Source organism: Nonomuraea sp. NPDC050478, from assembly GCF_044458265.1.
Lineage (GTDB): Bacteria > Actinomycetota > Actinomycetes > Streptosporangiales > Streptosporangiaceae > Nonomuraea > Nonomuraea ferruginea.
The window spans coordinates 404433-424035 of the sequence record NZ_JBITHT010000007.1 but is presented as its reverse complement, the minus strand read 5'-3'; the positions used below and the strand labels follow the sequence as shown (position 1 = coordinate 424035).

Here is a 19603-nt window from a genome sequence, read left to right as displayed (position 1 = left end):
CTCCTCAAACACACCCCCCTCGCTGAAATGGGCAAACACCCCCGAACTCTGGCGTCTGGTCACATTGAGTAGTTGTTTGCCCGATATGGCGCCGGGTAGCTGTGGGCCACGCGACGGAGGTGGATGGTGTTCGAACAACGACGTCCCGGGGCGGTGCTCTTCGACAGGGATGGAACCCTGATCAGGGATGTCCCGTACAACGGCGACCCGGCCCGGGTCCGGCCCATGCCGGGCGCGCTGGAGGCGCTGAGCAGGCTGCGCCGCGCAGACCTGCCGGTGGCGGTGGTGACCAACCAGTCGGGCGTGGCCAAGGGCCTGATCACCGCGGACGAGATGGAACAGGTGAACGCCCGGGTCGAGGAACTGCTCGGGCCGTTCGACGCGTGGGCGATCTGCGTGCACGACGACGGCGACGGCTGCACCTGCCGCAAACCCGCGCCCGGCCTGCTCATCAGGGCCGCCGCGGTGCTGGACGTGAGCCCGCGCGAGTGTGTCATGGTCGGCGACATCGGCCGCGACATGGAGGCGGCCAGGGCCGCCGGGGCGCGCGGCATCCTGGTGCCGACCGTGGAGACGCGGCGCGAGGAGATCGAGCACGCTCCCGAGGTCGCCGACGACCTCACCGACGTGGCCGAACGGCTGCTGCGCGAGGCGGACGCCGCGCCGGCCCCCGTCGCCGCCGGCGGCTCCGCCTGGTCGCGGGCGCTCGGCTGGAGCCGCTGGTGAGGATCCTCCTCTGGCACGTCCACGGCTCGTGGACCACCTCGTTCGTGCACGGCCGCCACGAGTACGTCCTGCCGCTCGTCCCCGGCCGCGGTCCCGACGGCAGGGGACGGGCCGACACCTATCCGTGGCCGGGGAGCGCCCGGGAAGTGCCGTGGGACCGGCTCCGCGACGAGCCGGTCGACGTGGTCGTCTACCAGCGCCCGCACGAGCTCGACCTGGCCCGCGAGTGGCTCGGCCGCGACCTGCCCGGCGTCTACGTCGAGCACAACACGCCGGTCGGCGACGTGCCCCGCACCCGCCACCCGCTGGCGGACCGCTCCGACATCACGCTCGTGCACGTCACCCACTTCAACGAGCTGTTCTGGGACAACGGCCGGGCTCCCACCCGGGTCGTCGAGCACGGCGTCGTGGACCCCGGCCACCTCTACATCGGCGAACTGCCCAGGGCGGGCGTCGTGGTCAACGAGCCCGTCCGGCGCACCCGGGTGGCCGGCACCGACCTGCTGCCGCGCTTCGCCGCCGAGGTGCCGCTCGACCTGTTCGGCATGAAGGTCGAAGGTCTCCCGTACGGGACGTACGAGGACCTGCCGCAGGCCCGCATGCACGCCGAGCTCGCCAGACGGCGGGTCTACCTGCACCCCTACCGGTGGACCTCGCTCGGGCTCGCCCTCATCGAGGCGATGACCCTGGGCATGCCCGTGGTCGCGCTGGCCGCCACCGAGGCCGTCGAGGCGGTGCCGCCCGAGGCGGGCGTCGTCTCCACCCGGGTGGACGTGCTGGCCCAGGCGCTCAGGGAGTTCGCGGCGGACCCGGAGCGGGCCGCCCAGGCCGGCAAGGCCGCGCGGACGGCCGCGCTGGCGCGCTACGGGCTCGACAGGTTCCTGCTCGACTGGGACCGCCTGCTCGAAGAGGTATGACCCGGAAGGCGCTGGGTAGGCGCGATGAGCATGATGATGCTCGACTGGTCACGCAGGGCCGCCTGCTCTGACCTGGACCCTGAGCTGTTCTTCCCGATCTCGCTCCAGGGTCCGGGCCAGTCGCAGGTGGAACGCGCCAAGACGATCTGCCACACGTGCCCCGTACGGGAGCCGTGCCTCGACTACGCGATCAGCAGCGGCCAGACGCACGGCGTCTGGGGCGGCCTGGATCCGGAACAGCGCCGCGCGCTCATCCCGAGGGCAGCGCCGCGGCCAGAAAGCGTTCGCGCTCGTCCGCTGACAGGTGGTCGCTGAACAGCACCCCGTCCAGATGATCGGACTCGTGCTGCAGCACCCTCGCCAGCACGCCCAGCGCCCGCACCGTGACGGGCTTGCCGAACATGTCGCGGCCACGCGCGACGACCATGAAAGCGCGCCGCAGCGGCCACCAGATGCCCGGGGCCGACAGACAGGCCTCGTCCGCCGTGATCCGCCGCTCCGACAGCTCCAGCCGCGGATTGACGAGATGGCCTGACGCGCCCTCGTAGGCGTAGACGAGCACCCGCAGCGGCACCCCCACCTGAGGAGCGGCCAGCCCGGCCCGGCCGGTGCCCGCCCGCAACGTCGCCGTCATGGACTTGACCAGCCCGCGCAGCTCCTTGTCGTAGTCCTTGACCGGCTCCGCGACCGAGCGGAGCGCCGGATCGTCGAAAGCCAGGATCGGCCGCACCGTCACCCGCGCCTCCCCGAATAGCCGCGTCGCACACCGACGGGTTTCCCTCCCGGGTCCGCCGCCAACCGCGCGGGCTGTCGCTTGTAGCACAGCGGTAACAGAAGAGACCCAGCGCGGAAACCCTCCGAATCCACGATGAAGGCGTGATCTCACTTCCGGTTCACGTACGTGTGATGCCCGGCCGGGTGCTCGGGGCCCGGCCGGGTGTCCCGATCCACGACGAGGTTCTCGCATGAGCGGGTCATCCATCGGGGACGCCGTCCTTTCGCCCGAGACGGCGCCCGACGCGCTGGCGGGCTTCACCGTCGGCGTCACGGCCACCCGCCGGCGCGAGGAGTTCGGGGCGCTGCTCGAACGGCGCGGCGCCCGGGTGCTGAGCGCCCCCGCCATCAGGCTCGTCCCGCTCGCCGAGGACGCCGACCTGCTCGCCGCCACCCGGCGGAGCCTGGAGAGGCCCGTCGACGACGTGGTCGTCACCACCGGCGTCGGCTTCCGCGGCTGGATGGCCGCGGCGGAGGGCTGGGGCCTCTCCTCCGACCTGGGCGACCACCTCGCCGGGGCACGCCTGCTCACCCGCGGGCCCAAGGCCAGAGGCGCGGTCCGCGCCGCCGGGCTCAACGACCACTGGACCCCCGCCACCGAATCCTGCGCCGAGGTCAAGGACTACCTGCTCGCCCAGGACCTGCGCGGCCGCCGCATCGCCGTCCAGCAGCACGGCGAGCCGCTCACCGACTTCGTCGCCGACCTGCGCGGGGCCGGCGCCGAGGTGATCGTGATCCCCGTCTACCGGTGGCTGCCGTACCGCGACCCGTCGCCGCTGCGGCGCCTGATCACCCAGACGGTCTCCGGCTCCGTCGACGCCGTCGCCTTCACCAGCGCGCCCGCCGTGCACGCCATGCTCAACGCCGCCCGCGCGGAGGGGGCCGAGGACGCCCTGCTGGCCGCGTTCGCCGGCCCCGTCGTGGCCGCCTGCGTCGGCCCGGTCACCGCGGGCCCGCTCGCCGACCGCGGCGTGCCCACCCTGCAGCCCGACCGGGCCCGGCTCGGCGCGCTGGCCCGCGTCCTGGCCCGCCACCTGCCCGCCCAGTCCGTCACCCGGCTCGAAGCAGGCGGGCACCGCCTGGAGATCCGCGGTCACGCCGTGGTCGTCGACGGCGAGCTGCGGCCGCTGCCGCCCGCCCCGATGGCCGTGCTCAAGCGCCTGGCCGACAAGCCCGGCCACGTGGTCTCCCGCGCCGACCTGCGCACCGTCCTGCCCGGCAGCGCCGTCAGGGACTCGGCCGAGCACGCGGTCGAGATGGCGGTCACCCGCCTGCGCCGCGCGCTCGGGCCGGCCGGGATCGTCGAGACCGTGGTCAAGCGCGGCTACCGGCTCGCCTGCCGGTACGAGGGCGCGCGGTGACCCCGACGCTCGTCCTGGCCGCTCACGGCACCCGCAGCGAGGAGGGGGAGCGCACCCTGTCCGCGCTGGCCGGAGCCGTCCGCGCGGCCCGGCCCCGCCGCCGCGTCGAGCTCGCCTACCTGGAGATCAGCGCGCCGCTGCTGCGTGACGTGCTGCCGGCCGTCCCCGGGCCGGTGGTTGTCGTCCCGCTGCTGCTCGCCGGCGGCTACCACGTGCACGTCGACCTGCCCGCGGTGCTCGCCGAGCACCGGCCAGGCGCCCTCGTCGCCCCGCCGCTCGGCCCGCACCGGTTGCTGACCGCCACGCTCGCCCGCCGGCTCAACAGGGCCGGGCTGCGCGCCACGGACGCGGTCGTGCTGGGCGCGGCCGGGTCCTCCGACCCGTCCGCGCTGGCCGGCGTGCGCGCCGCCGCCCACCAGCTCGCCGTCCGCCTGTCCCGCCCGGTCACCGCCGCCTTCGTCTCCTCCGGCTCGCCGGGGCTGGGGGAGACGATGGAACGGCTGCGCTCCGGCCCGGCGGCCCGGGTGGCGCTGGCCTCCTACCTGCTGGCGCCCGGCTTCTTCCACGCCCGCCTGGCGGCCGCCGGCGCCGACCTCGTCACCCCGCCGCTGGGCGCCGACCCCGACGTGGCCGCCCTGGTCTGGCACCGCCACGACCAGGCCCTGCGCCACCACACGGCCACCTCGGCAGCCGGCTGACACCCCACCGCCGTGCGGCCTCCCCGCATCCCCGGGCGGCCTTCGTGCATCCCCGTGCGGCCTTCGTGCATCCCCGTGCGGCCTTCGTGCATCCCCGTGCGGCCTTCGTGCATCCCCGGGCGGCCTTCGTGCATCCCCGGGCGGCCTTCGTGCACCGCCGGGCGGCCTTCGTGCACCGCCGGGCGGCCTTCGCGCACCGCCGGGCGGCCTTCGCCCACCGCCGGGCGGCCTTCGCGCACCGCCGGGCGGCCTTCGCGCACCGCCGGGCGGCCTCCGCCCACCGCCGGGCGGTCTCCCCGCACCGCCGGGCAGCCTCCGCGCGGCGGCCTGTGGCTCTGGCCGCGTCCGGAGGACGGCCCCGGGGGGTCCGCTCAGCCCGTTTTCCAGTCTCACCGGGGTTCCAGCCGTAGTTCGCGGACGATCTCCTCGGCGGCGGTTTCGCGTGACGGTCCGGCGTCGGCGCCGACGAAGAGCTCGACGAAGGCGTGGCGGAGGCAGCCGGCGAGCAGGAGCCGGGCGCTGGCCTCCGGGTCGACCTCCCCGGCCACCCGGCCGAGCAGTCGTTCCTCCCGCAGGTACGAGGCGAGCGGGGTCACCTCGGCGGGCGGTCCCAGCCCGTTCGCCTTGAGCGCGTGCCGGAAGCGCACGGTGACCGCGGGGGAGGAGAACACCGGCAGCGCGGCCGACTGCACGTCCGCGTAGTAGCCGATGCCGGCCCGCGCCACCACGACGAGGTTGTCGCGCACCTGACCCCGGCCCGCGCGGTGCTCCAGGTCGCGCAGGACACCCAGCCAGAGGGGGAGACGGTCCTGGAGCAGGGCCAGGAAGTGGGTCACCTGACCGCTGGGCCCGTCCTCACGCAGGGGCGCGGCCATCTGCAGGACCAGACGCCTGGTGTCCTGGCTGGTCAGGTGCGGGCTTCCGGACGGAATCGCCATGATCGGCCTCACGTGGACGGTCAGCGGAAACCCGATTATGAACCGGCGTACGGAAAAAGTCCGGCGTTTAGGTTTTTAGTCGCAAATGTCCGCCGGCGTCCAAGGCGCCCATGGCCGCGGCCGCTCGGCGGGGAAGCGAACGCCGGACGTCAGCCGTCGGTGTCGCGGTCGCGGCGCCTCAGGTAGCGCTCGAACTCGGCCGCGATCGCGTCGCCGCTCGCCTCGGGCAGCTCCGCCGCGTCCTTGCGCTCCTCCAGCTCCTTGACGTATTCGGCCACCTCGCTGTCCTGCGAGGCCAGCTCGTCGACGCCGTGCTCCCACGCCCGGGCCTCCTCGTCGAGGTCGCCCAGCGGCATCGGGATCTCCAGCACGTCCTCCAACCGGCGCAGCAGCGCCAGCGTGGCCTTCGGGTTGGGCGGCTGGGCCACGTAGTGAGGCACCGACGCCCACAGCGTGACGGCGCTCAGGCCGGCGCGGCCGAACGCGTGCTGCAGCACCCCGACGATGCCCGTCGGGCCCTCGTAGCGGCTCAGCTCCAGGTTGATCGAGCGAGCCAGGCCGTCGTCGGTGGCCGAGCCGAGGACCGGCACCGGACGGGTGTGCGGCGAGTCGTTGAGCAGCGCGCCCAGCATGACGGCCATGTCGACGCCCAGCTCCCGGCAGACGTCGATGATGTCGGCGCAGAACGACCGCCAGCGCATGTTGGGCTCGATGCCGCGCAGCAGCACCACGTCGCGCTCGCTGCCCGGCGGCCGTGCCCGCAGCAGCCTCGTCGTCGGCCAGATGATCGACCGGGTCAGCCCGTCGCCCATCTCCACGACGGGGCGGGTGACCTGGAAGTCGTAGTAGTCGTCAGGGTCCAGCTCGGCCAGCGGCTCGGCCTTCCAGGCGGACTCGAGATGGGCGATCACACCGCTCGAGGCCTCGCCCGCGTCGTTCCACCCTTCGAACGCGGCAATGAGCACCGGGTCGACGAGCTCGGGGAGCCCTTCGAGCTCGATCACGTGTCGCCTCCTGTCTGCACCATCGCGCTAAGCCTATGCGGTGAGGAGGTACTCCTGTCACGTGGTAAGCGCGATCAGTGGCTCCCGCCGTACAGCCTGTGATGGAACGCCAGGTCAGGCGAGGGACGGGGCGGAGCGGCGTACGCTGCGAGCTGAGCCCGCGGGCCCTGCCGGAGGACGGTTCTTCGCCGCCTTGTCCTGGTGTGTCCCCTTCCGGAGGGGAGGGCGTCGCACCAGGCGCTGGACGTGCGAGGCGGGGCCCGGCGGGCGGGGGATCCCGGTGTGGCGCAGCCGATAAGCTGGAGCGCATGAGCATCGCCCGGTCATTTCGAGAAGTGCTGTCCCAGCGAGTCGTCGTCGCCGACGGCGCCATGGGAACGATGCTCCAGGCCCACGACCCGACCCTCGACGACTTCCAGGGCCACGAGGGCTGCAATGAGGTGCTCAACGTCACCCGCCCCGACATCGTCGCGGGCGTCCACGACGCCTACTTCGCCGTCGGCGTCGACTGCGTGGAGACCAACACCTTCGGCGCCAACCTCGCCGCGCTCGGCGAGTACGACATCGGCGACCGCGTCTACGAATACTCCGAGGCCGGCGCCAGGATCGCCAGGGAGCGCGCCGACCACTGGTCCACGCCCGACCGGCCGCGTTTCGTGCTCGGCTCGATGGGTCCCGGCACGAAGCTGCCCACGCTCGGCCACCTGCCGTTCGCCGTCCTGCGCGACGCCTACCGCGACAACGCGGCCGGCCTGATCGCCGGCGGCGCCGACGCGCTCATCGTCGAGACCTCCCAGGACCTGCTGCAGGTCAAGGCCGCCGTGCTCGGCGCGAAGCGGGCGATCGACGCGGCCGGGCGCGACGTGCCGATCATCGCCCAGGTGACGATCGAGACCAACGGCGCCATGCTGCTCGGCTCCGAGATCGGCGCCGCCCTCACCGCGATCGAGCCGCTCGGCGTCGACGTGATCGGCCTCAACTGCGCCACCGGCCCCGCCGAGATGAGCGAGCACCTGCGCTACCTCGCCCGCCACTCGCGGCTGCGGCTGTCGTGCATGCCCAACGCCGGCCTGCCCGTGCTCACCTCCGACGGCGCCTACTACCCGCTGAGCGCCGAGGAGCTGACGACCGCCCACGAGACCTTCGTCCGCGACTACGGCCTGTCCATCGTCGGCGGCTGCTGCGGCACCACCCCCGAGCACCTGCGCCAGGTGGTCGAGCGGGTGCACGGCCGGGAGGTCGTCCGCCGCCGCCCGCACCCCGAGCCCGGCGTCTCCTCCCTCTACCAGACGATCCCGTTCCGCCAGGACACCTCCTTCCTGGCCATCGGCGAGCGGTGCAACACCAACGGCTCCAGGGCCTTCCGCGAGGCCATGCTGGAAGGCCGCTGGGACGACTGCGTGGAGACCGCCCGCGACCAGGCGCGCGGCGGCGCCCACATGCTCGACCTGTGCGTCGACTATGTCGGCCGCGACGGCGTGGCCGACATGAAGGAGCTGGCGTTCCGGCTGGCCACCGCCTCCACCCTGCCGATCATGCTCGACTCCACCGAGCCGGAGGTGCTGCGCGCCGGGCTGGAGATGCTCGGCGGCCGCGCCGCGGTCAACTCCGTCAACTACGAGGACGGCACCGGCCCCGACTCCCGCTTCCAGCGGATCATGCGGCTGGTGCGCGAGCACGGCGCCGCCGTGGTGGCGCTCACCATCGACGAGGAGGGCCAGGCCCGCACCGCCGACCACAAGGTGCGCGTGGCCAGCCGCCTCGTCGACGACCTGACGGGCAACTGGGGCATGCGGGTCGACGACATCATCGTCGACTGCCTCACCTTCCCCATCGCCACCGGCCAGGAGGAGACCAGGCGCGACGGCCTGGAGACCATCGAGGCCATCCGCGAGCTCAAGCGCCGCTACCCCGGCGTGCAGACCACGCTCGGCGTCTCCAACATCAGCTTCGGCCTCAACCCGGCCGCCCGCATGGTGCTCAACTCGGTCTTCCTCAACGAGTGCGTCAACGCCGGCCTCGACTCCGCCATCGTCCACGCGTCCAAGATCGTGCCGATGGCGCGCATCCCCGACGAGCAGCGCCAGGTCGCCCTCGACATGGTCTACGACCGGCGGCGCGAGGGCTACGACCCGCTGCAGCGGTTCATGGACCTGTTCGAGGGCGTCGACGCGGCGGCCCTGCGCGCAGGCAAGGCCGAGGAGCTGGCCGCGCTGCCGCTGTGGGAGCGGCTCAAGCGGCGCATCATCGACGGCGAGCGCAAGGGCCTGGAGACCGACCTCGACGACGCGCTGACCCAGCGGCCCGCCCTGGAGATCATCAACGACGTGCTGCTCGACGGCATGAAGACGGTCGGCGAGCTGTTCGGCTCCGGCCAGATGCAGCTGCCGTTCGTGCTGCAGTCGGCCGAGGTGATGAAGGCCGCCGTCGCCCAGCTGGAGCCGCACATGGAGCGGGTCGAGGGCGAGACGAAGGGCCGCATCGTGCTGGCCACCGTCAAGGGCGACGTGCACGACATCGGCAAGAACCTCGTCGACATCATCCTGTCCAACAACGGCTACGAGGTCGTCAACCTCGGCATCAAGCAGCCCGTCTCGGCCATCCTGGAGGCCGCCGACGAGCAGAAGGCCGACGTCATCGGCATGTCCGGCCTGCTGGTCAAGTCGACCGTGGTCATGAAGGAGAACCTGGAGGAGCTCAACTCCAGGGGCCTGGCCGAGAAGTACCCCGTGCTGCTCGGCGGCGCCGCGCTCACCCGCGCCTACGTCGAGCAGGACCTCGCCGAGCTGTTCGCGGGCGAGGTCCGCTACGCCCGCGACGCCTTCGAGGGCCTGCGCCTGATGGACGCCATCATGGCGGTCAAGCGCGGCGTGGCGGGCGCCCAGCTGCCGCCGCTGCGCCAGCGGCGGGTCAAGACCGGCGCCAAGCTCGACCGCACCCCCGTCGAGGAGCTGCCGTCCCGCTCCGACGTGGCCGCCGACAACCCGGTGCCGAAGCCGCCGTTCCACGGCGACCGCATCGTCAAGGGCATCCCGCTGGCCGACTACGCGGCCTTCCTCGACGAGCGGGCGCTGTTCCTCGGCCAGTGGGGGCTCAAGCCGACCAGGGGCGGCGACGGCCCCGGCTACGAAGAGCTGGTCGAGGCCGAAGGCCGGCCGAGGCTGCGCATGTGGCTGGAGCGGCTGCAGACCGAGGGCCTGCTGGAGGCGGCCGTCGTCTACGGCTACTTCCCGTGCGTCAGCGACGGCGACTCGCTGATCATCCTCGACGAGTCGGGCGGCGAGCGCACCCGCTTCACGTTCCCGCGCCAGCGCCGCGACCGCCACCTGTGCCTGTCCGACTTCTTCCGGGGCAAGGACTCGGGGGAGACCGACGTGGTCGGCCTGCAGGTCGTCACCATGGGCAGCAAGATCTCCCAGGCCACGGCCGAGCTGTTCGCCAAGGACGCCTACCGCGACTACCTGGAGCTCCACGGCCTGTCGGTGCAGCTCACCGAGGCGCTGGCCGAATACTGGCACGCCCGCACCCGGTCGGAGTGGGGCATCGGCGGCGACGAGTCGCTCGACGACATGCTCAAGGTCAACATCCAGGGCTGCCGCTACTCGTTCGGCTACCCCGCCTGCCCCAACCTCGAGGACCAGGTGCAGCTGTTCCAGCTGCTCGACCCGGAGCGCATCGGGGTCACGCTGTCGGAGGAGTTCCAGCTCCACCCGGAGCAGGCCACCTCCGCCCTCGTCGCGCACCATCCCGAGGCCAAATACTTCAACGTCTGACGGTCCGTCGGTCCCAGGGAGCACGGGTGGAAGCGGTTTTCTTCGACATGGACGGCCTCCTGGTCGACACCGAGACGGTGTGGCTGGAGGTCGAGACCGAGGTGATGGAGCAGCTCGGCGCCCAGTGGACCCCCGGGCACCAGGCCCACCTCGTCGGCGGCTCCATGGAGCGCACCGTCGACTACATGCTGGCCGTGTCGGAGTCGACGGTGCCCGCGTGGACGGTCCGGGAGTGGATGGCGACCGGCATGGTGGCCCGCCTGGCGGGCGGCGTGCGGGTCATGCCGGGCGCCTCCGAGCTGCTCGACGCGCTGCGTGACGAAGGGGTGCCGGTGGCGCTGGTGACCGCCTCGCTCAAGGAGATCGCGGACGCGGTGCTGAAGGAAGTAGGGCGCGACCGGTTCGACGCCGTCGTCACCGCCGACGACGTCCTCCGCACCAAACCCGACCCGGAGCCCTATCTGACGGCGGCCCAGCTGCTGGGCGTCGAGCCGGTGCGCTGCGTGGTGCTGGAGGACTCGCCCAACGGGGTGGCCGCGGCGACGGCCGCGGGCTGCGCGGTGGTCGCGGTGCCCAGCCTGCTGCCGGTGGAACCGGCGCCGGGCCGCTTGGTGGTCTCGTCTCTCGCGGAGGTCGGCCCCTCCGACCTGCGCGCCCTCCTGGCCGCCTGACGCCCTCACGCTCCCGTACGGGCGCGAGAAGGCGCACGGGTGAGCCCTCGGGGACGAACCCGGAGATCCCGTAGGCCGGGAGCCGGGTCCCCCTAAGGGATCGGTGGTTCTCCCGGAGGAGGGGCAGACGCCGGATCGCGTGCCAGGATGGAGAGAAACGCGCATACCGAGGGGTGTCCCGAATGGGTTTCGAACAGATCGCCTGGTTCCCGCTCTGCATCGGCCTGACCGCCGCGGGGCTGGTGCTGAGCTTCCTGGCGTTCCGGCGCAGGGGAGCGGCCTCGGGGCTGCGGATGCTCGCCTGGGCGCTGCTGCCGCTGGCCGCCTACCTGACCGACGCCCTGCGCGCGATCTGGACCATCGGCTCCACCGCCGTGGGGTTCGTGGCCAACCTGGTGTTCAACCCGGTGGTGTGGTCGGGCGTGGCCGTGGCCGGGCTCTCGGTGGTGCTGTTCGTCGTCTCCGGCGTGCTGCGCGGCCGTAAGCTCCGCAAGGCCGAGTCCGGGGCGCCCGCCCCCGCCGAGGCCCCGGCGAAGCCCTCCGCTCAGGCGCCCGCCGCAGGCCGGCCGCAGGCGGCCGCCAAGCCCGCCGTCGAGAACAAGAAGGCCTCGAAGGGCGATGACGATTTCTCGGACATCGAGGATCTTCTCCGGCGACGTGGCATCAGCTAGATCCGCGTATGTCACGGATCTGAGACGCAACCAGGACTGGCCGTGGACAATCCCACCAAGATCGATACGAATGCGTTTCGCGTCAATCACAGTTGAGCCACATAGCGGTCTGAGGGGCTAGTCAGCGCAGCTCAGGCCATACATTCTGCCTCCTGAAGGTCGCGACGAAGCGGTCTGAAAGACGAAACTCCAGACAACGTCGTCTGAGAATTCAGGGGGCTATCCGGCATGACCGCACCGCTCGACGTTTCCGGTGCTTCGGCGCAGGTGCCGCCGGAGCCCACGCTTTCCGGAGCGGACAGAGCCGTCCAGGGCCGGTCCCTCACCCGGATCGCCTGGATGCGGCTGCGGCGCGACAAGATCGCGCTCGCCGGCGGCATCACCGTGCTCCTGCTGATCCTCATGGCGATCTTCGCCACGCCCATCATCAACCTGTTCGGTCAGGACCCCCTGGAGTTCAACCAGGACGCGATCGACCCGAACACCCTGCTGCCCCTGGGCGCCTACGGCGGCATGGGCGCCGAGCACCTGCTCGGCGTCGAGCCGGTCAACGGCCGCGACATCTTCAGCCGGATCGTCGCCGGGGCCGGCATCTCGCTGCTGATCGGCTTCCTGGCCACGATCGTGTCGGTGCTGATCGGCACCGTCATGGGCGTCGTCGCCGGCTACTTCGGCGGCTGGGTCGACCAGATCATCGGCCGCATCATGGACGTGTTCCTGGCCTTCCCGCTGCTCGTCTTCGCGATCGCGCTGGTCGGCGTGATGCCGAACGAGGGGTTCGGGCTGGAGGGCAACGGGCTGCGGATCGCCATGCTGATCTTCATCATCGGCTTCTTCAGCTGGCCCAGCATCGGGCGCATCGTCCGCGGCCAGACGCTGTCGCTGCGTGAGCGCGAGTTCGTCGACGCCGCCAGGAGCCTGGGCGCACGCAACGGCTACATCCTGTTCCGGGAGATCCTGCCCAACCTGATGGCGCCGATCCTGGTCTACGCGACCCTGCTCATCCCGGCCAACATCCTGTTCGAGGCCGCGCTGTCCTTCCTCGGCGTCGGCATCAACCCGCCCACCCCCACGTGGGGCGGCATGCTCTCCGAAGCGGTGCGGTTCTACACGCTGCCGCACTTCGTGATCTTCCCCGGTCTGGCGATCTTCATCACCGTGCTGGCTTTCAACCTGTTCGGCGACGGGTTGAGGGACGCCTTCGACCCCCGGGCTCACTGACATTCGCCAACGCTCCATCCCCATCTCCACTAACAAGGGGTATCAATGAGAAGGAAATCCGCACTGGCAGGGGCCGCGACAGCGGCGCTCGCCCTGGTGCTCTCCGCCTGCGGCGGCGGAGGGGGCGGTACGCAGCAGCCGGCGCAGTCGGCTTCGGGCGCGGCCGCGCAACCCGCGGCCGATGCCGCCCTCACCCAGGTCTACAACCCTTCCACCAAGAAGGGCGGGACCCTCAAGGCCGCGCACTCCTCCGACTGGGACAGCCTCGACCCCGGCGACACCTACTACGGCTACTCGTTCAACTTCGGCCGGTTCTACTGGCGGACGCTGACGATGTACAAGCCCGGACCGGGCGCCGAGGGCAACACCGTCATCCCGGACCTCGCCGAGTCCCTCGGTGAGCCGAGCGCCGACGGCAAGACCTGGACGTACAAGATCAAGTCGGGTCTCAAGTTCGAGGACGGCACCCCGATCACCTCGAAGGACGTCGCCTACGCGGTGGCCCGCTCCTTCGACAAGGAGACCTTCCCGCACGGCCCGTCGTACCTCAACGAGCTGCTCGACTGGCCGAAGGACTTCAAGGGCGTCTACAAGACCCCGGACGCCGACTACAGCTCCGCCATCGAGACCCCTGACGACCAGACCATCGTCTTCCACCTGAAGAACCCGTTCGCGTCGATGGACTACGTGGTCCAGATGCCGATGACGGCTCCGGTGCCGAAGGACAAGGACACCGGTGCGAAGTACCGGGAGAAGGTCGTCTCGTCCGGTCCGTACAAGTTCGAGACCAACGAGATCGGCAAGCGCTTCACCCTGGTCCGCAACGACCAGTGGGACCCGGCGACGGACCCGAACCGTCCCGCGCTGCCCGACCGCATCGAGGTCCAGCTCAACGTCAACGCCGACGACCTCGACAACCAGCTCATCGCCGGTGACATCCACCTGGACATCCCCGGCACCGGTCTCCAGCCGGCCGCGCTCGGCAAGGTGCTGCCTGACCCGGCGATGAAGGCCCGCACGGACAACCCGGTGATCCCGAGGCTCTGGTACATCTCGGTGATCCCGGACAACCCGCCGCTGGACAACGTCGAGTGCCGCAAGGCCGTCATGTTCGCCGCCGACCGCGTGGCCAACCAGACCGCCTACGGAGGCCCGGTCGCCGGTGGCGACATCGCGACCAACGTCATGCCGCCGCCCATCGTCGGCCAGGAGAAGTTCGACCTCTACCAGACGCCGGAGAACAAGGGCGACGTCGAGAAGGCCAAGCAGGCCCTCACCGCCTGCGGCCAGGCTGACGGCTTCGAGACCACGATGGTCTACCGGGCCGACCGCCCGCGCGAGAAGGCGCTGGCCGAGGCCATGCAGCAGGCGCTGGCCAAGGCCAACATCAAGCTCAACCTCAAGGGCTTCCCGGCCTCCAGCTACTTCTCCGACTACGCCGGCAACGTCGAGTACGTCAAGAAGAACAACATCGGCCTGGCCGGTCACGGCTGGGGCTCCGACTGGCCCGACGGCTACGGCTTCATGCAGGCCATCGTCGACAGCCGCACCATCCGCGACGCCGGCAACTACAACCTGAGCGTCAAGAGCGACAAGGTCGACGGTCTGATCGACCAGGCTTCGGCCGAGCTCGACGCGACGGCCCGCGCCAAGCTGTGGGTGGAAGTCGACAAGGCGGTCATGGAGGACGCCTCCCTGCTGCCCGTGGTCTGGGCCAAGGCCCTGCTCATGCGCGGCCAGGGCGTCACCAACATCGCCTACAACGAAGGCCAGAGCATGTACGACTACATCTTGCTCGGCGTCGAATAGCAGGCGAGGTACGGGGATCTAGCGAAGGCAGGTGAAGGCAGGGATGGCCTGCCCGGCGACGGGCAGGCCATCCGGCCGGTAGCGGTGCTCACATACATCATCAGACGATTCATCGGCGCGATCGCCATGTTGATCGTGATCAGCATGGTCACCTTCGGCATCTTCTTCGTCGTGCCGCAGTGGGCCGGGTCCACCCCCGAGTCCCTCGCCTCGCGGTACGTCGGCCGCGCGGCCACGGAGGAGACGGTGGCCCTGGTCGCCGAGCGGCTGGGATTCAACGATCCCGTGATCGTGCAGTACGGCCGGTTCCTCAAAGGCATCTTCCTCGGTGCCGAGTACGACTACGGCGCGGGTGTGGAGCACTGCCCGGCGCCCTGCCTCGGCTACTCCTTCATCAGCGGCCAGCCCGTCTGGCCTGACCTGATCGACCGCATGCCGGTGACGTTCTCCCTCGCCATCGGCGCCGCGATCCTCTGGGTGGTCGCCGGCGTCTCCGTAGGAGTCATCTCCGCGCTGCGGCGCGGCAGCTTCTTCGACCGCCTGTCGATGGGCACCGCCCTGGCCGGCGTGTCGCTGCCCATCTTCTTCACCGGCATGGTCTCGCTCGTCGTCTTCTCCTACGGACTCGGCTGGACACCGCCGGGCGGCTCGTGGACGGACTTCACAGAGAATCCGGCGCAATGGGCCTACAACCTGCTGCTGCCATGGATCACGCTCGCGTTCCTGTTCGCCGCCACCTATGCGCGGCTCACCCGCGCGGGCATGCTGGACACCATGGGGGAGGACTACATCCGCACCGCCAGAGCCAAGGGCCTGCGAGAACGGGATGTGGTGGTCAAACACGGCCTGCGGGCCGCGCTCACCCCCATCCTGACCCTCTTCGGCATCGACTTCGGCCTGCTGATCGGTGGCGCCATCCTCACCGAGACCACCTATACTCTGCCCGGCCTCGGTCAGTTCGCCATCCTGGCCATCAGAAACCAGGATCTGCCGCAGGTCATGGGAGTGGTCCTGTTCGCCGCGAGCTTCGTGGTCGTCGCGAGCCTGATCGTCGACCTGCTCTACGCCTGGGTCGACCCGAGGGTGAGGTTGTCGTGAGCTTTCTTGACGTCAAGGACCTGAAGATCCATTTCCCCACCGACGACGGCCTCGTCAGGTCGGTCGACGGTCTCACCTTCTCCCTCGAACGCGGCCGTACCCTCGGCATCGTGGGCGAGTCCGGCTCCGGCAAGAGCGTGACCAGCCTCGGCATCCTCGGCCTGCACAAGGGCGGCCGGGCCCAGATCTCCGGCGAGATCTGGCTCGACGACGAGGAGCTCGTCGCCATGTCCGCCGAGCAGGTACGCCGCCTGCGGGGCAAGAAGATGGCGATGATCTTCCAGGATCCGCTCTCGTCGATGCACCCGTACTACAGCGTCGGCCACCAGATCATCGAGGCCTACCGGATCCACCACGACGTCAGCAAGCAGGTCGCCCGCAAGCACGCCATCGACCTGCTCGGCCGCGTCGGCATCCCGGAGCCGGCCAGGCGCGTCGACAGCTACCCGCACGAGTTCTCCGGCGGCATGCGCCAGCGCGCGATGATCGCCATGGCGCTCTCCTGCGACCCCGAGCTGCTCATCGCCGACGAGCCGACCACCGCGCTCGACGTGACCGTGCAGGCGCAGATCCTCGACCTGATGCGCGACCTGCAGCGCGAGTTCAACTCCGCGCTCATCATCATCACGCACGACCTCGGCGTGGTGGCCGAGCTGTCCGACGACATCCTCGTCATGTACGCGGGCAAATGCGTCGAGTACGGCAAGGCCGACGACATCTTCTACCAGCCCGAGCACCCCTACACCTGGGGGCTGCTCGGCTCGATGCCCCGGCTCGACCGCGAGCCGACCGAACGGCTGCTGCCGATCAAGGGCTCCCCGCCGTCCCTCATCAACGTGCCGCCGGGCTGCGCCTTCCACCCCCGCTGCCCGTACGCCGAGCGCACCGAGGGGCGCGCGTCCACCGAGGTCCCCGACCTGGCCTCGACCGAGCGCGGCCACCTGGTGCGCTGTCACATGCCCAGGACGGAACGGCGGGCGCTGTGGGAGAACGAGATCAAGCCAGTCCTGGAGACCCAGTGAGCGAGAACGAGCCGCTTCTTTCCGTGCACAACATGGAGAAGCACTTCCCTGTGACCGCGGGCCTGTTCAGAAGGCAGGTCGGCGCCGTCAAGGCGGTCGACGGGATCAGTTTCGAGGTGTTCAAGGGCGAGACCCTCGGCCTGGTGGGCGAGTCCGGCTGCGGCAAGTCCACCACCGGGCGGCTGGTCACCCGCCTCCTGGAGCCCACCGGCGGCAAGGTGGTCTTCGAGGGCCAGGACATCACCCACCTGGGCCAGGGCAAGCTCCGGCCGCTCCGCCGCGACATGCAGATGATCTTCCAGGATCCGTACTCGTCGCTCAACCCCCGGCACACGGTCGGCGCCATCGTCGGCGCGCCCTTCCGCATCCAGGGCATCAAGACCGAGCAGGGCACCAAGAAGGCCGTCCAGGACATCCTGGAGCTGGTCGGGCTCAACCCCGAGCACTACAACCGCTACCCGCACGAGTTCTCCGGCGGCCAGCGCCAGCGCATCGGCATCGCCCGCACGCTCGCGCTCAAGCCCAAGCTGATCATCGCCGACGAGCCCGTCTCCGCCCTCGACGTGTCCATCCAGGCCCAGGTGGTCAACCTGCTGGAGGACCTGCAGAGCGAGCTCGACCTCACCTACGTGGTCATCGCCCACGACCTGTCGGTGGTGCGGCACATCAGCGACCGGGTCGCGGTCATGTACCTCGGCAAGATCGTCGAGATCGCCGACCGCAAGAGCCTGTATGCCGCGCCCATGCACCCCTACACCAACGCGCTGCTGTCGGCGGTGCCGGTGCCCGACCCGAAGGCGCGCAGGGACCGCGAGCGCATCCGCCTCACCGGCGACGTGCCCAGCCCGCTCAACCCGCCGCCCGCCTGCCGCTTCCACACCCGGTGCTGGAAGGCGCAGGAGATCTGCAAGAAGGTCGAGCCGCCGCTGGAGAAGCTGGCCGACGGCCACCAGGTGGCCTGCCACTTCCCGGAGAACGCCCCGGTCGCCACCGCGGGAGCCGCCGCGGACGACGCCGCGCAGGCCTGATCGCCGCTCCGGGCGTCCGCTACGACAGGGCGCCCGGGGTGATCAGGCCCGTCTCGTAGGCCAGCACCACCGCCTGGACGCGGTCGCGCAGCCCCAGCTTCGTCAGCACGTTGCCGACGTGGGTCTTGACCGTCGTCTCGCTGACCACCAGCTTGGCCGCGATCTCCGCGTTGGACATGCCTTTGGCGATCAGCCGCAGCACCTCCAGCTCCCGCTCGGTCAGCCGGTCGAGCCGCGCGGGCGCGGGCTGCTCGTGAGCCGCCGGCAGCCGGGCCGCGAACCGGTCGAGCAGCCTGCGCGTGACGCTCGGCGCCACGATCGCGTCGCCCGCCGCCACCACCCGGATCGCCTGCACCAGCTCGTCCGGCGGCACGTCCTTCAGCAGGAACCCCGACGCCCCCGACCGCAGCGCCTCCACGATGTACTCGTCCAGGTCGAAGGTCGTCAGCACCAGCACCTTCGGCACGTGCGCCGACGGCACCGCCCGGGGCGCGTCGCGGACGATCCGGCGGGTCGCCTCGATCCCGTCGACCCCCGGCATGCGGATGTCCATCAGCACCACGTCCGGCAGCAGCGCCCTCGTCTGCTCCTGCGCGGCCTTGCCGTCGCCCGCCTGACCGACCACCGTGATGTCGGGCTCTGCCTCGAGGATCAGGCGGAAACCGGTGCGCAGCAGCGGCTGGTCGTCCACCAGCAGCACCCTGATCGTCATGATCCGTCCTTCAACGGGAACCTCGCCCGCACCTCGAAACCGCCCCCCGATTTCGGGCCGATGTTCAGAATTCCACCACAGAGGGCCACCCGCTCGCGAATTCCGACCAGACCGTGACCCGCCTCCTCCGGTCGCGCAGCCTCGCCGCGCCCGTCGTCCACCACCCGCACGTCCAGCTCGCACCGTCCGTGACGCACGGTCACCACCGCCTTCGCGCCCGGCCCCGCGTGGCGCAGGCTGTTGGTCAGCGCCTCCTGGACCGTGCGGTAGGCGGCCAGGTCGACGCCCGCCGGCAGCGGGACCGCCTCGCCCTCGACCGACAGCCGCGCCGGCAGGCCCGCCTCCGTCATCTGCTCCACCAGCGCGGGCAGATCGCGCACCCCCGGCTGCGGCCCGAGCTCCACGCCCGCGTCGGTGCGCAGCACGCCCACGATGTCGCGCATCTCGGACATCGCCAGCCGGCCGGTGTGCTCGATCGCGGTCAGCGCCTCCCGCGCCACGTCGGGATCCGACGCCAGCACCTTGCGCGCCGCGGCCGCCTGCACCGTCATCACCGACACGTGATGCGCCACCACGTCGTGCAGCTCCCTCGCGATCCTGGAGCGCTCCTCCGCCCGCGCCGCCCGCGTGTCGGCCGCGTGCGCCCGCTCCAGCCGCGCCGCCCGGTCCTTCAGCTCCTCCAGGTACGCCCTGCGCAGCCGCATGCTCCGGCCCGTGCCCCAGACCGCCACCAGCACCACGGCCATCATCAGATGGTCGCTCCAGTGGGCCGTGCGGACCGGCCCGGCCGCCGCCCCCACCGAGTAGACCGCCAGCGACACCAGCAGCCCGCCCAGCGCCGCGGCCAGCCCCCGGTTGGCGGCCACCGAATAGAGCATCACCAGCGCCCCCACCCCGGCGAGGCCGTAGCCGTAGCCGAAGGCCGCCAGCAAGGTCTCGGGCACCAGGCTCGCGCACAGCCCCGCCAGCGGCCAGCGCCTGCGCGCCGCCACCGGAGCGCAGCTCGACAGCACCAGGAAGGCGCCCAGGGAGTCGGGGCCGCGCAGCCCGTCGACCACCAGCCCCTGCGCCTCCAGCCGGCCGACGTTCTCGGTCAGGAACAGCGACAGCGACACCACGGCCGCCAGCACCGCCAGGACCGAGTCATGGAACGTCGTTCGGTCTGCGCGCACCGCTTCAC

The 19603-nt window shown here is 71.2% G+C and carries 19 protein-coding genes; 13 read left to right on the top strand and 6 right to left on the bottom strand.

The features are described from left to right. Window positions 1-123 precede the first annotated feature (123 nt). The 3 genes from ACIBF7_RS34785 to ACIBF7_RS34775 are packed head-to-tail and all read left to right on the top strand — an operon-like array spanning window position 124 to window position 1958. Window positions 124-726 (top strand): HAD-IIIA family hydrolase, encoded by a 603-nt coding sequence (locus tag ACIBF7_RS34785; RefSeq protein WP_246640123.1) that lies wholly within the window; start codon window positions 124-126, stop codon window positions 724-726. Then, window positions 723-1643: a glycosyltransferase gene (locus tag ACIBF7_RS34780; RefSeq protein WP_397199037.1), complete on the top strand. Its 921-nt coding sequence runs from the start codon at window positions 723-725 to the stop codon at window positions 1641-1643. The genes ACIBF7_RS34785 and ACIBF7_RS34780 overlap by 4 nt, the downstream gene beginning before the upstream one ends. A 24-nt stretch (window positions 1644-1667) precedes the next feature. Next, window positions 1668-1958 carry a WhiB family transcriptional regulator gene (locus ACIBF7_RS34775; protein ID WP_397199036.1) on the top strand — a complete coding sequence of 97 codons (291 nt, stop codon included), beginning with the start codon at window positions 1668-1670 and terminating at the stop codon, window positions 1956-1958. On the opposite strand, the gene ACIBF7_RS34770 is transcribed toward ACIBF7_RS34775, so the two are convergent. Next, the gene (locus ACIBF7_RS34770) at window positions 1894-2379 is read right to left on the bottom strand and encodes a peptide deformylase (RefSeq protein WP_397199035.1); all 486 of its coding nucleotides are present in this window, start codon (window positions 2377-2379) and stop codon (window positions 1894-1896) included. The genes ACIBF7_RS34775 and ACIBF7_RS34770 overlap by 65 nt on opposite strands. A 229-nt stretch (window positions 2380-2608) precedes the next feature. Here ACIBF7_RS34770 and ACIBF7_RS34765 point away from each other — a divergent pair, with 229 nt between their 5' ends. Together ACIBF7_RS34765 and ACIBF7_RS34760 are read left to right on the top strand one after the other, a co-directional pair. Next, entirely contained in the window at window positions 2609-3778 is a 1170-nt protein-coding gene (locus ACIBF7_RS34765; protein WP_219545738.1) for a uroporphyrinogen-III synthase, read from the top strand. Then, entirely contained in the window at window positions 3775-4476 is a 702-nt protein-coding gene (locus ACIBF7_RS34760; protein ID WP_397199033.1) for a sirohydrochlorin chelatase, read from the top strand. Before ACIBF7_RS34765 ends, ACIBF7_RS34760 begins: the two co-directional genes overlap by 4 nt. 389 nt (window positions 4477-4865) lie before the next feature. On the opposite strand, the gene ACIBF7_RS34755 is transcribed toward ACIBF7_RS34760, so the two are convergent. After that, entirely contained in the window at window positions 4866-5414 is a 549-nt protein-coding gene (locus ACIBF7_RS34755; RefSeq protein ID WP_397199032.1) for a hypothetical protein, read from the bottom strand. A 149-nt stretch (window positions 5415-5563) separates the two neighbouring features. Continuing rightward, window positions 5564-6418, bottom strand: a complete 855-nt coding sequence (locus tag ACIBF7_RS34750; protein WP_148031403.1) for a PAC2 family protein — start codon at window positions 6416-6418, stop codon at window positions 5564-5566. A 308-nt stretch (window positions 6419-6726) separates the two neighbouring features. Here ACIBF7_RS34750 and metH point away from each other — a divergent pair, with 308 nt between their 5' ends. From metH to ACIBF7_RS34725, 5 genes are all read left to right on the top strand, one after another. After that, complete coding sequence (gene metH, locus ACIBF7_RS34745) at window positions 6727-10191, top strand: methionine synthase (RefSeq protein WP_148031404.1); 3465 nt, start codon at window positions 6727-6729, stop codon at window positions 10189-10191. A 26-nt stretch (window positions 10192-10217) separates the two neighbouring features. Continuing rightward, window positions 10218-10862: an HAD family phosphatase gene (locus ACIBF7_RS34740; protein WP_148031405.1), complete on the top strand. Its 645-nt coding sequence runs from the start codon at window positions 10218-10220 to the stop codon at window positions 10860-10862. Between the two features lie 182 nt (window positions 10863-11044). Continuing rightward, window positions 11045-11533 (top strand): cellulose synthase, encoded by a 489-nt coding sequence (locus ACIBF7_RS34735; RefSeq protein WP_397199031.1) that lies wholly within the window; start codon window positions 11045-11047, stop codon window positions 11531-11533. A gap of 228 nt (window positions 11534-11761) precedes the next feature. Next, complete coding sequence (locus tag ACIBF7_RS34730) at window positions 11762-12754, top strand: ABC transporter permease (protein WP_219545732.1); 993 nt, start codon at window positions 11762-11764, stop codon at window positions 12752-12754. Window positions 12755-12799: 45 nt separating this feature from the next. Next, complete coding sequence (locus tag ACIBF7_RS34725) at window positions 12800-14563, top strand: ABC transporter substrate-binding protein (RefSeq protein WP_219545731.1); 1764 nt, start codon at window positions 12800-12802, stop codon at window positions 14561-14563. On the opposite strand, the gene ACIBF7_RS34720 is transcribed toward ACIBF7_RS34725, so the two are convergent. Beyond that, the gene (locus ACIBF7_RS34720; protein ID WP_397199130.1) at window positions 14539-14709 is read right to left on the bottom strand and encodes a hypothetical protein; all 171 of its coding nucleotides are present in this window, start codon (window positions 14707-14709) and stop codon (window positions 14539-14541) included. The two genes, ACIBF7_RS34725 and ACIBF7_RS34720, sit on opposite strands and share 25 nt — an antisense overlap. On the opposite strand from ACIBF7_RS34720, the gene ACIBF7_RS34715 reads away from it, so the two are divergent. From ACIBF7_RS34715 to ACIBF7_RS34705, 3 genes are read left to right on the top strand one after another with little or no spacing between them, the layout of a single operon-like run. Continuing rightward, entirely contained in the window at window positions 14648-15661 is a 1014-nt protein-coding gene (locus ACIBF7_RS34715) for an ABC transporter permease (RefSeq protein ID WP_219545730.1), read from the top strand. The genes ACIBF7_RS34720 and ACIBF7_RS34715 overlap by 62 nt on opposite strands. Beyond that, on the top strand, window positions 15658-16683 hold the full coding sequence (locus tag ACIBF7_RS34710; protein WP_364230691.1) for an ABC transporter ATP-binding protein: 1026 nt from the start codon (window positions 15658-15660) through the stop codon (window positions 16681-16683). Before ACIBF7_RS34715 ends, ACIBF7_RS34710 begins: the two co-directional genes overlap by 4 nt. 32 nt (window positions 16684-16715) lie before the next feature. Next, window positions 16716-17711 carry a dipeptide ABC transporter ATP-binding protein gene (locus tag ACIBF7_RS34705; RefSeq protein ID WP_364230942.1) on the top strand — a complete coding sequence of 332 codons (996 nt, stop codon included), beginning with the start codon at window positions 16716-16718 and terminating at the stop codon, window positions 17709-17711. Window positions 17712-17730: 19 nt separating this feature from the next. On the opposite strand, the gene ACIBF7_RS34700 is transcribed toward ACIBF7_RS34705, so the two are convergent. Both ACIBF7_RS34700 and ACIBF7_RS34695 read right to left on the bottom strand, forming a co-directional pair. After that, on the bottom strand, window positions 17731-18423 hold the full coding sequence (locus tag ACIBF7_RS34700; protein WP_148031410.1) for a response regulator transcription factor: 693 nt from the start codon (window positions 18421-18423) through the stop codon (window positions 17731-17733). Next, window positions 18420-19595, bottom strand: coding sequence for a sensor histidine kinase (locus ACIBF7_RS34695; protein ID WP_148031411.1), 1176 nt, complete (start codon window positions 19593-19595; stop codon window positions 18420-18422). Before ACIBF7_RS34695 ends, ACIBF7_RS34700 begins: the two co-directional genes overlap by 4 nt. Window positions 19596-19603 lie beyond the last annotated feature (8 nt).

Bases quoted from the DNA above. Each gene is read 5' to 3' on its own strand.
- ACIBF7_RS34765 (WP_219545738.1), top strand. From the start codon at position 2,609: ATGAGCGGGTCATCCATCGGGGACGCCGTCCTTTCGCCCGAGACGGCG.
- ACIBF7_RS34705 (WP_364230942.1), top strand. From the start codon at position 16,716: ATGGAGAAGCACTTCCCTGTGACCGCGGGCCTGTTCAGAAGGCAGGTC.
- ACIBF7_RS34755 (WP_397199032.1), bottom strand. From the start codon at position 5,414: ATGGCGATTCCGTCCGGAAGCCCGCACCTGACCAGCCAGGACACCAGG.
- ACIBF7_RS34700 (WP_148031410.1), bottom strand. From the start codon at position 18,423: ATGACGATCAGGGTGCTGCTGGTGGACGACCAGCCGCTGCTGCGCACC.
- ACIBF7_RS34730 (WP_219545732.1), top strand. From the start codon at position 11,762: ATGACCGCACCGCTCGACGTTTCCGGTGCTTCGGCGCAGGTGCCGCCG.
- ACIBF7_RS34725 (WP_219545731.1), top strand. From the start codon at position 12,800: ATGAGAAGGAAATCCGCACTGGCAGGGGCCGCGACAGCGGCGCTCGCC.
- ACIBF7_RS34735 (WP_397199031.1), top strand. From the start codon at position 11,045: ATGGGTTTCGAACAGATCGCCTGGTTCCCGCTCTGCATCGGCCTGACC.
- ACIBF7_RS34775 (WP_397199036.1), top strand. From the start codon at position 1,668: ATGAGCATGATGATGCTCGACTGGTCACGCAGGGCCGCCTGCTCTGAC.
- metH (WP_148031404.1), top strand. From the start codon at position 6,727: ATGAGCATCGCCCGGTCATTTCGAGAAGTGCTGTCCCAGCGAGTCGTC.
- ACIBF7_RS34720 (WP_397199130.1), bottom strand. From the start codon at position 14,709: ATGCTGATCACGATCAACATGGCGATCGCGCCGATGAATCGTCTGATG.
- ACIBF7_RS34785 (WP_246640123.1), top strand. From the start codon at position 124: ATGGTGTTCGAACAACGACGTCCCGGGGCGGTGCTCTTCGACAGGGAT.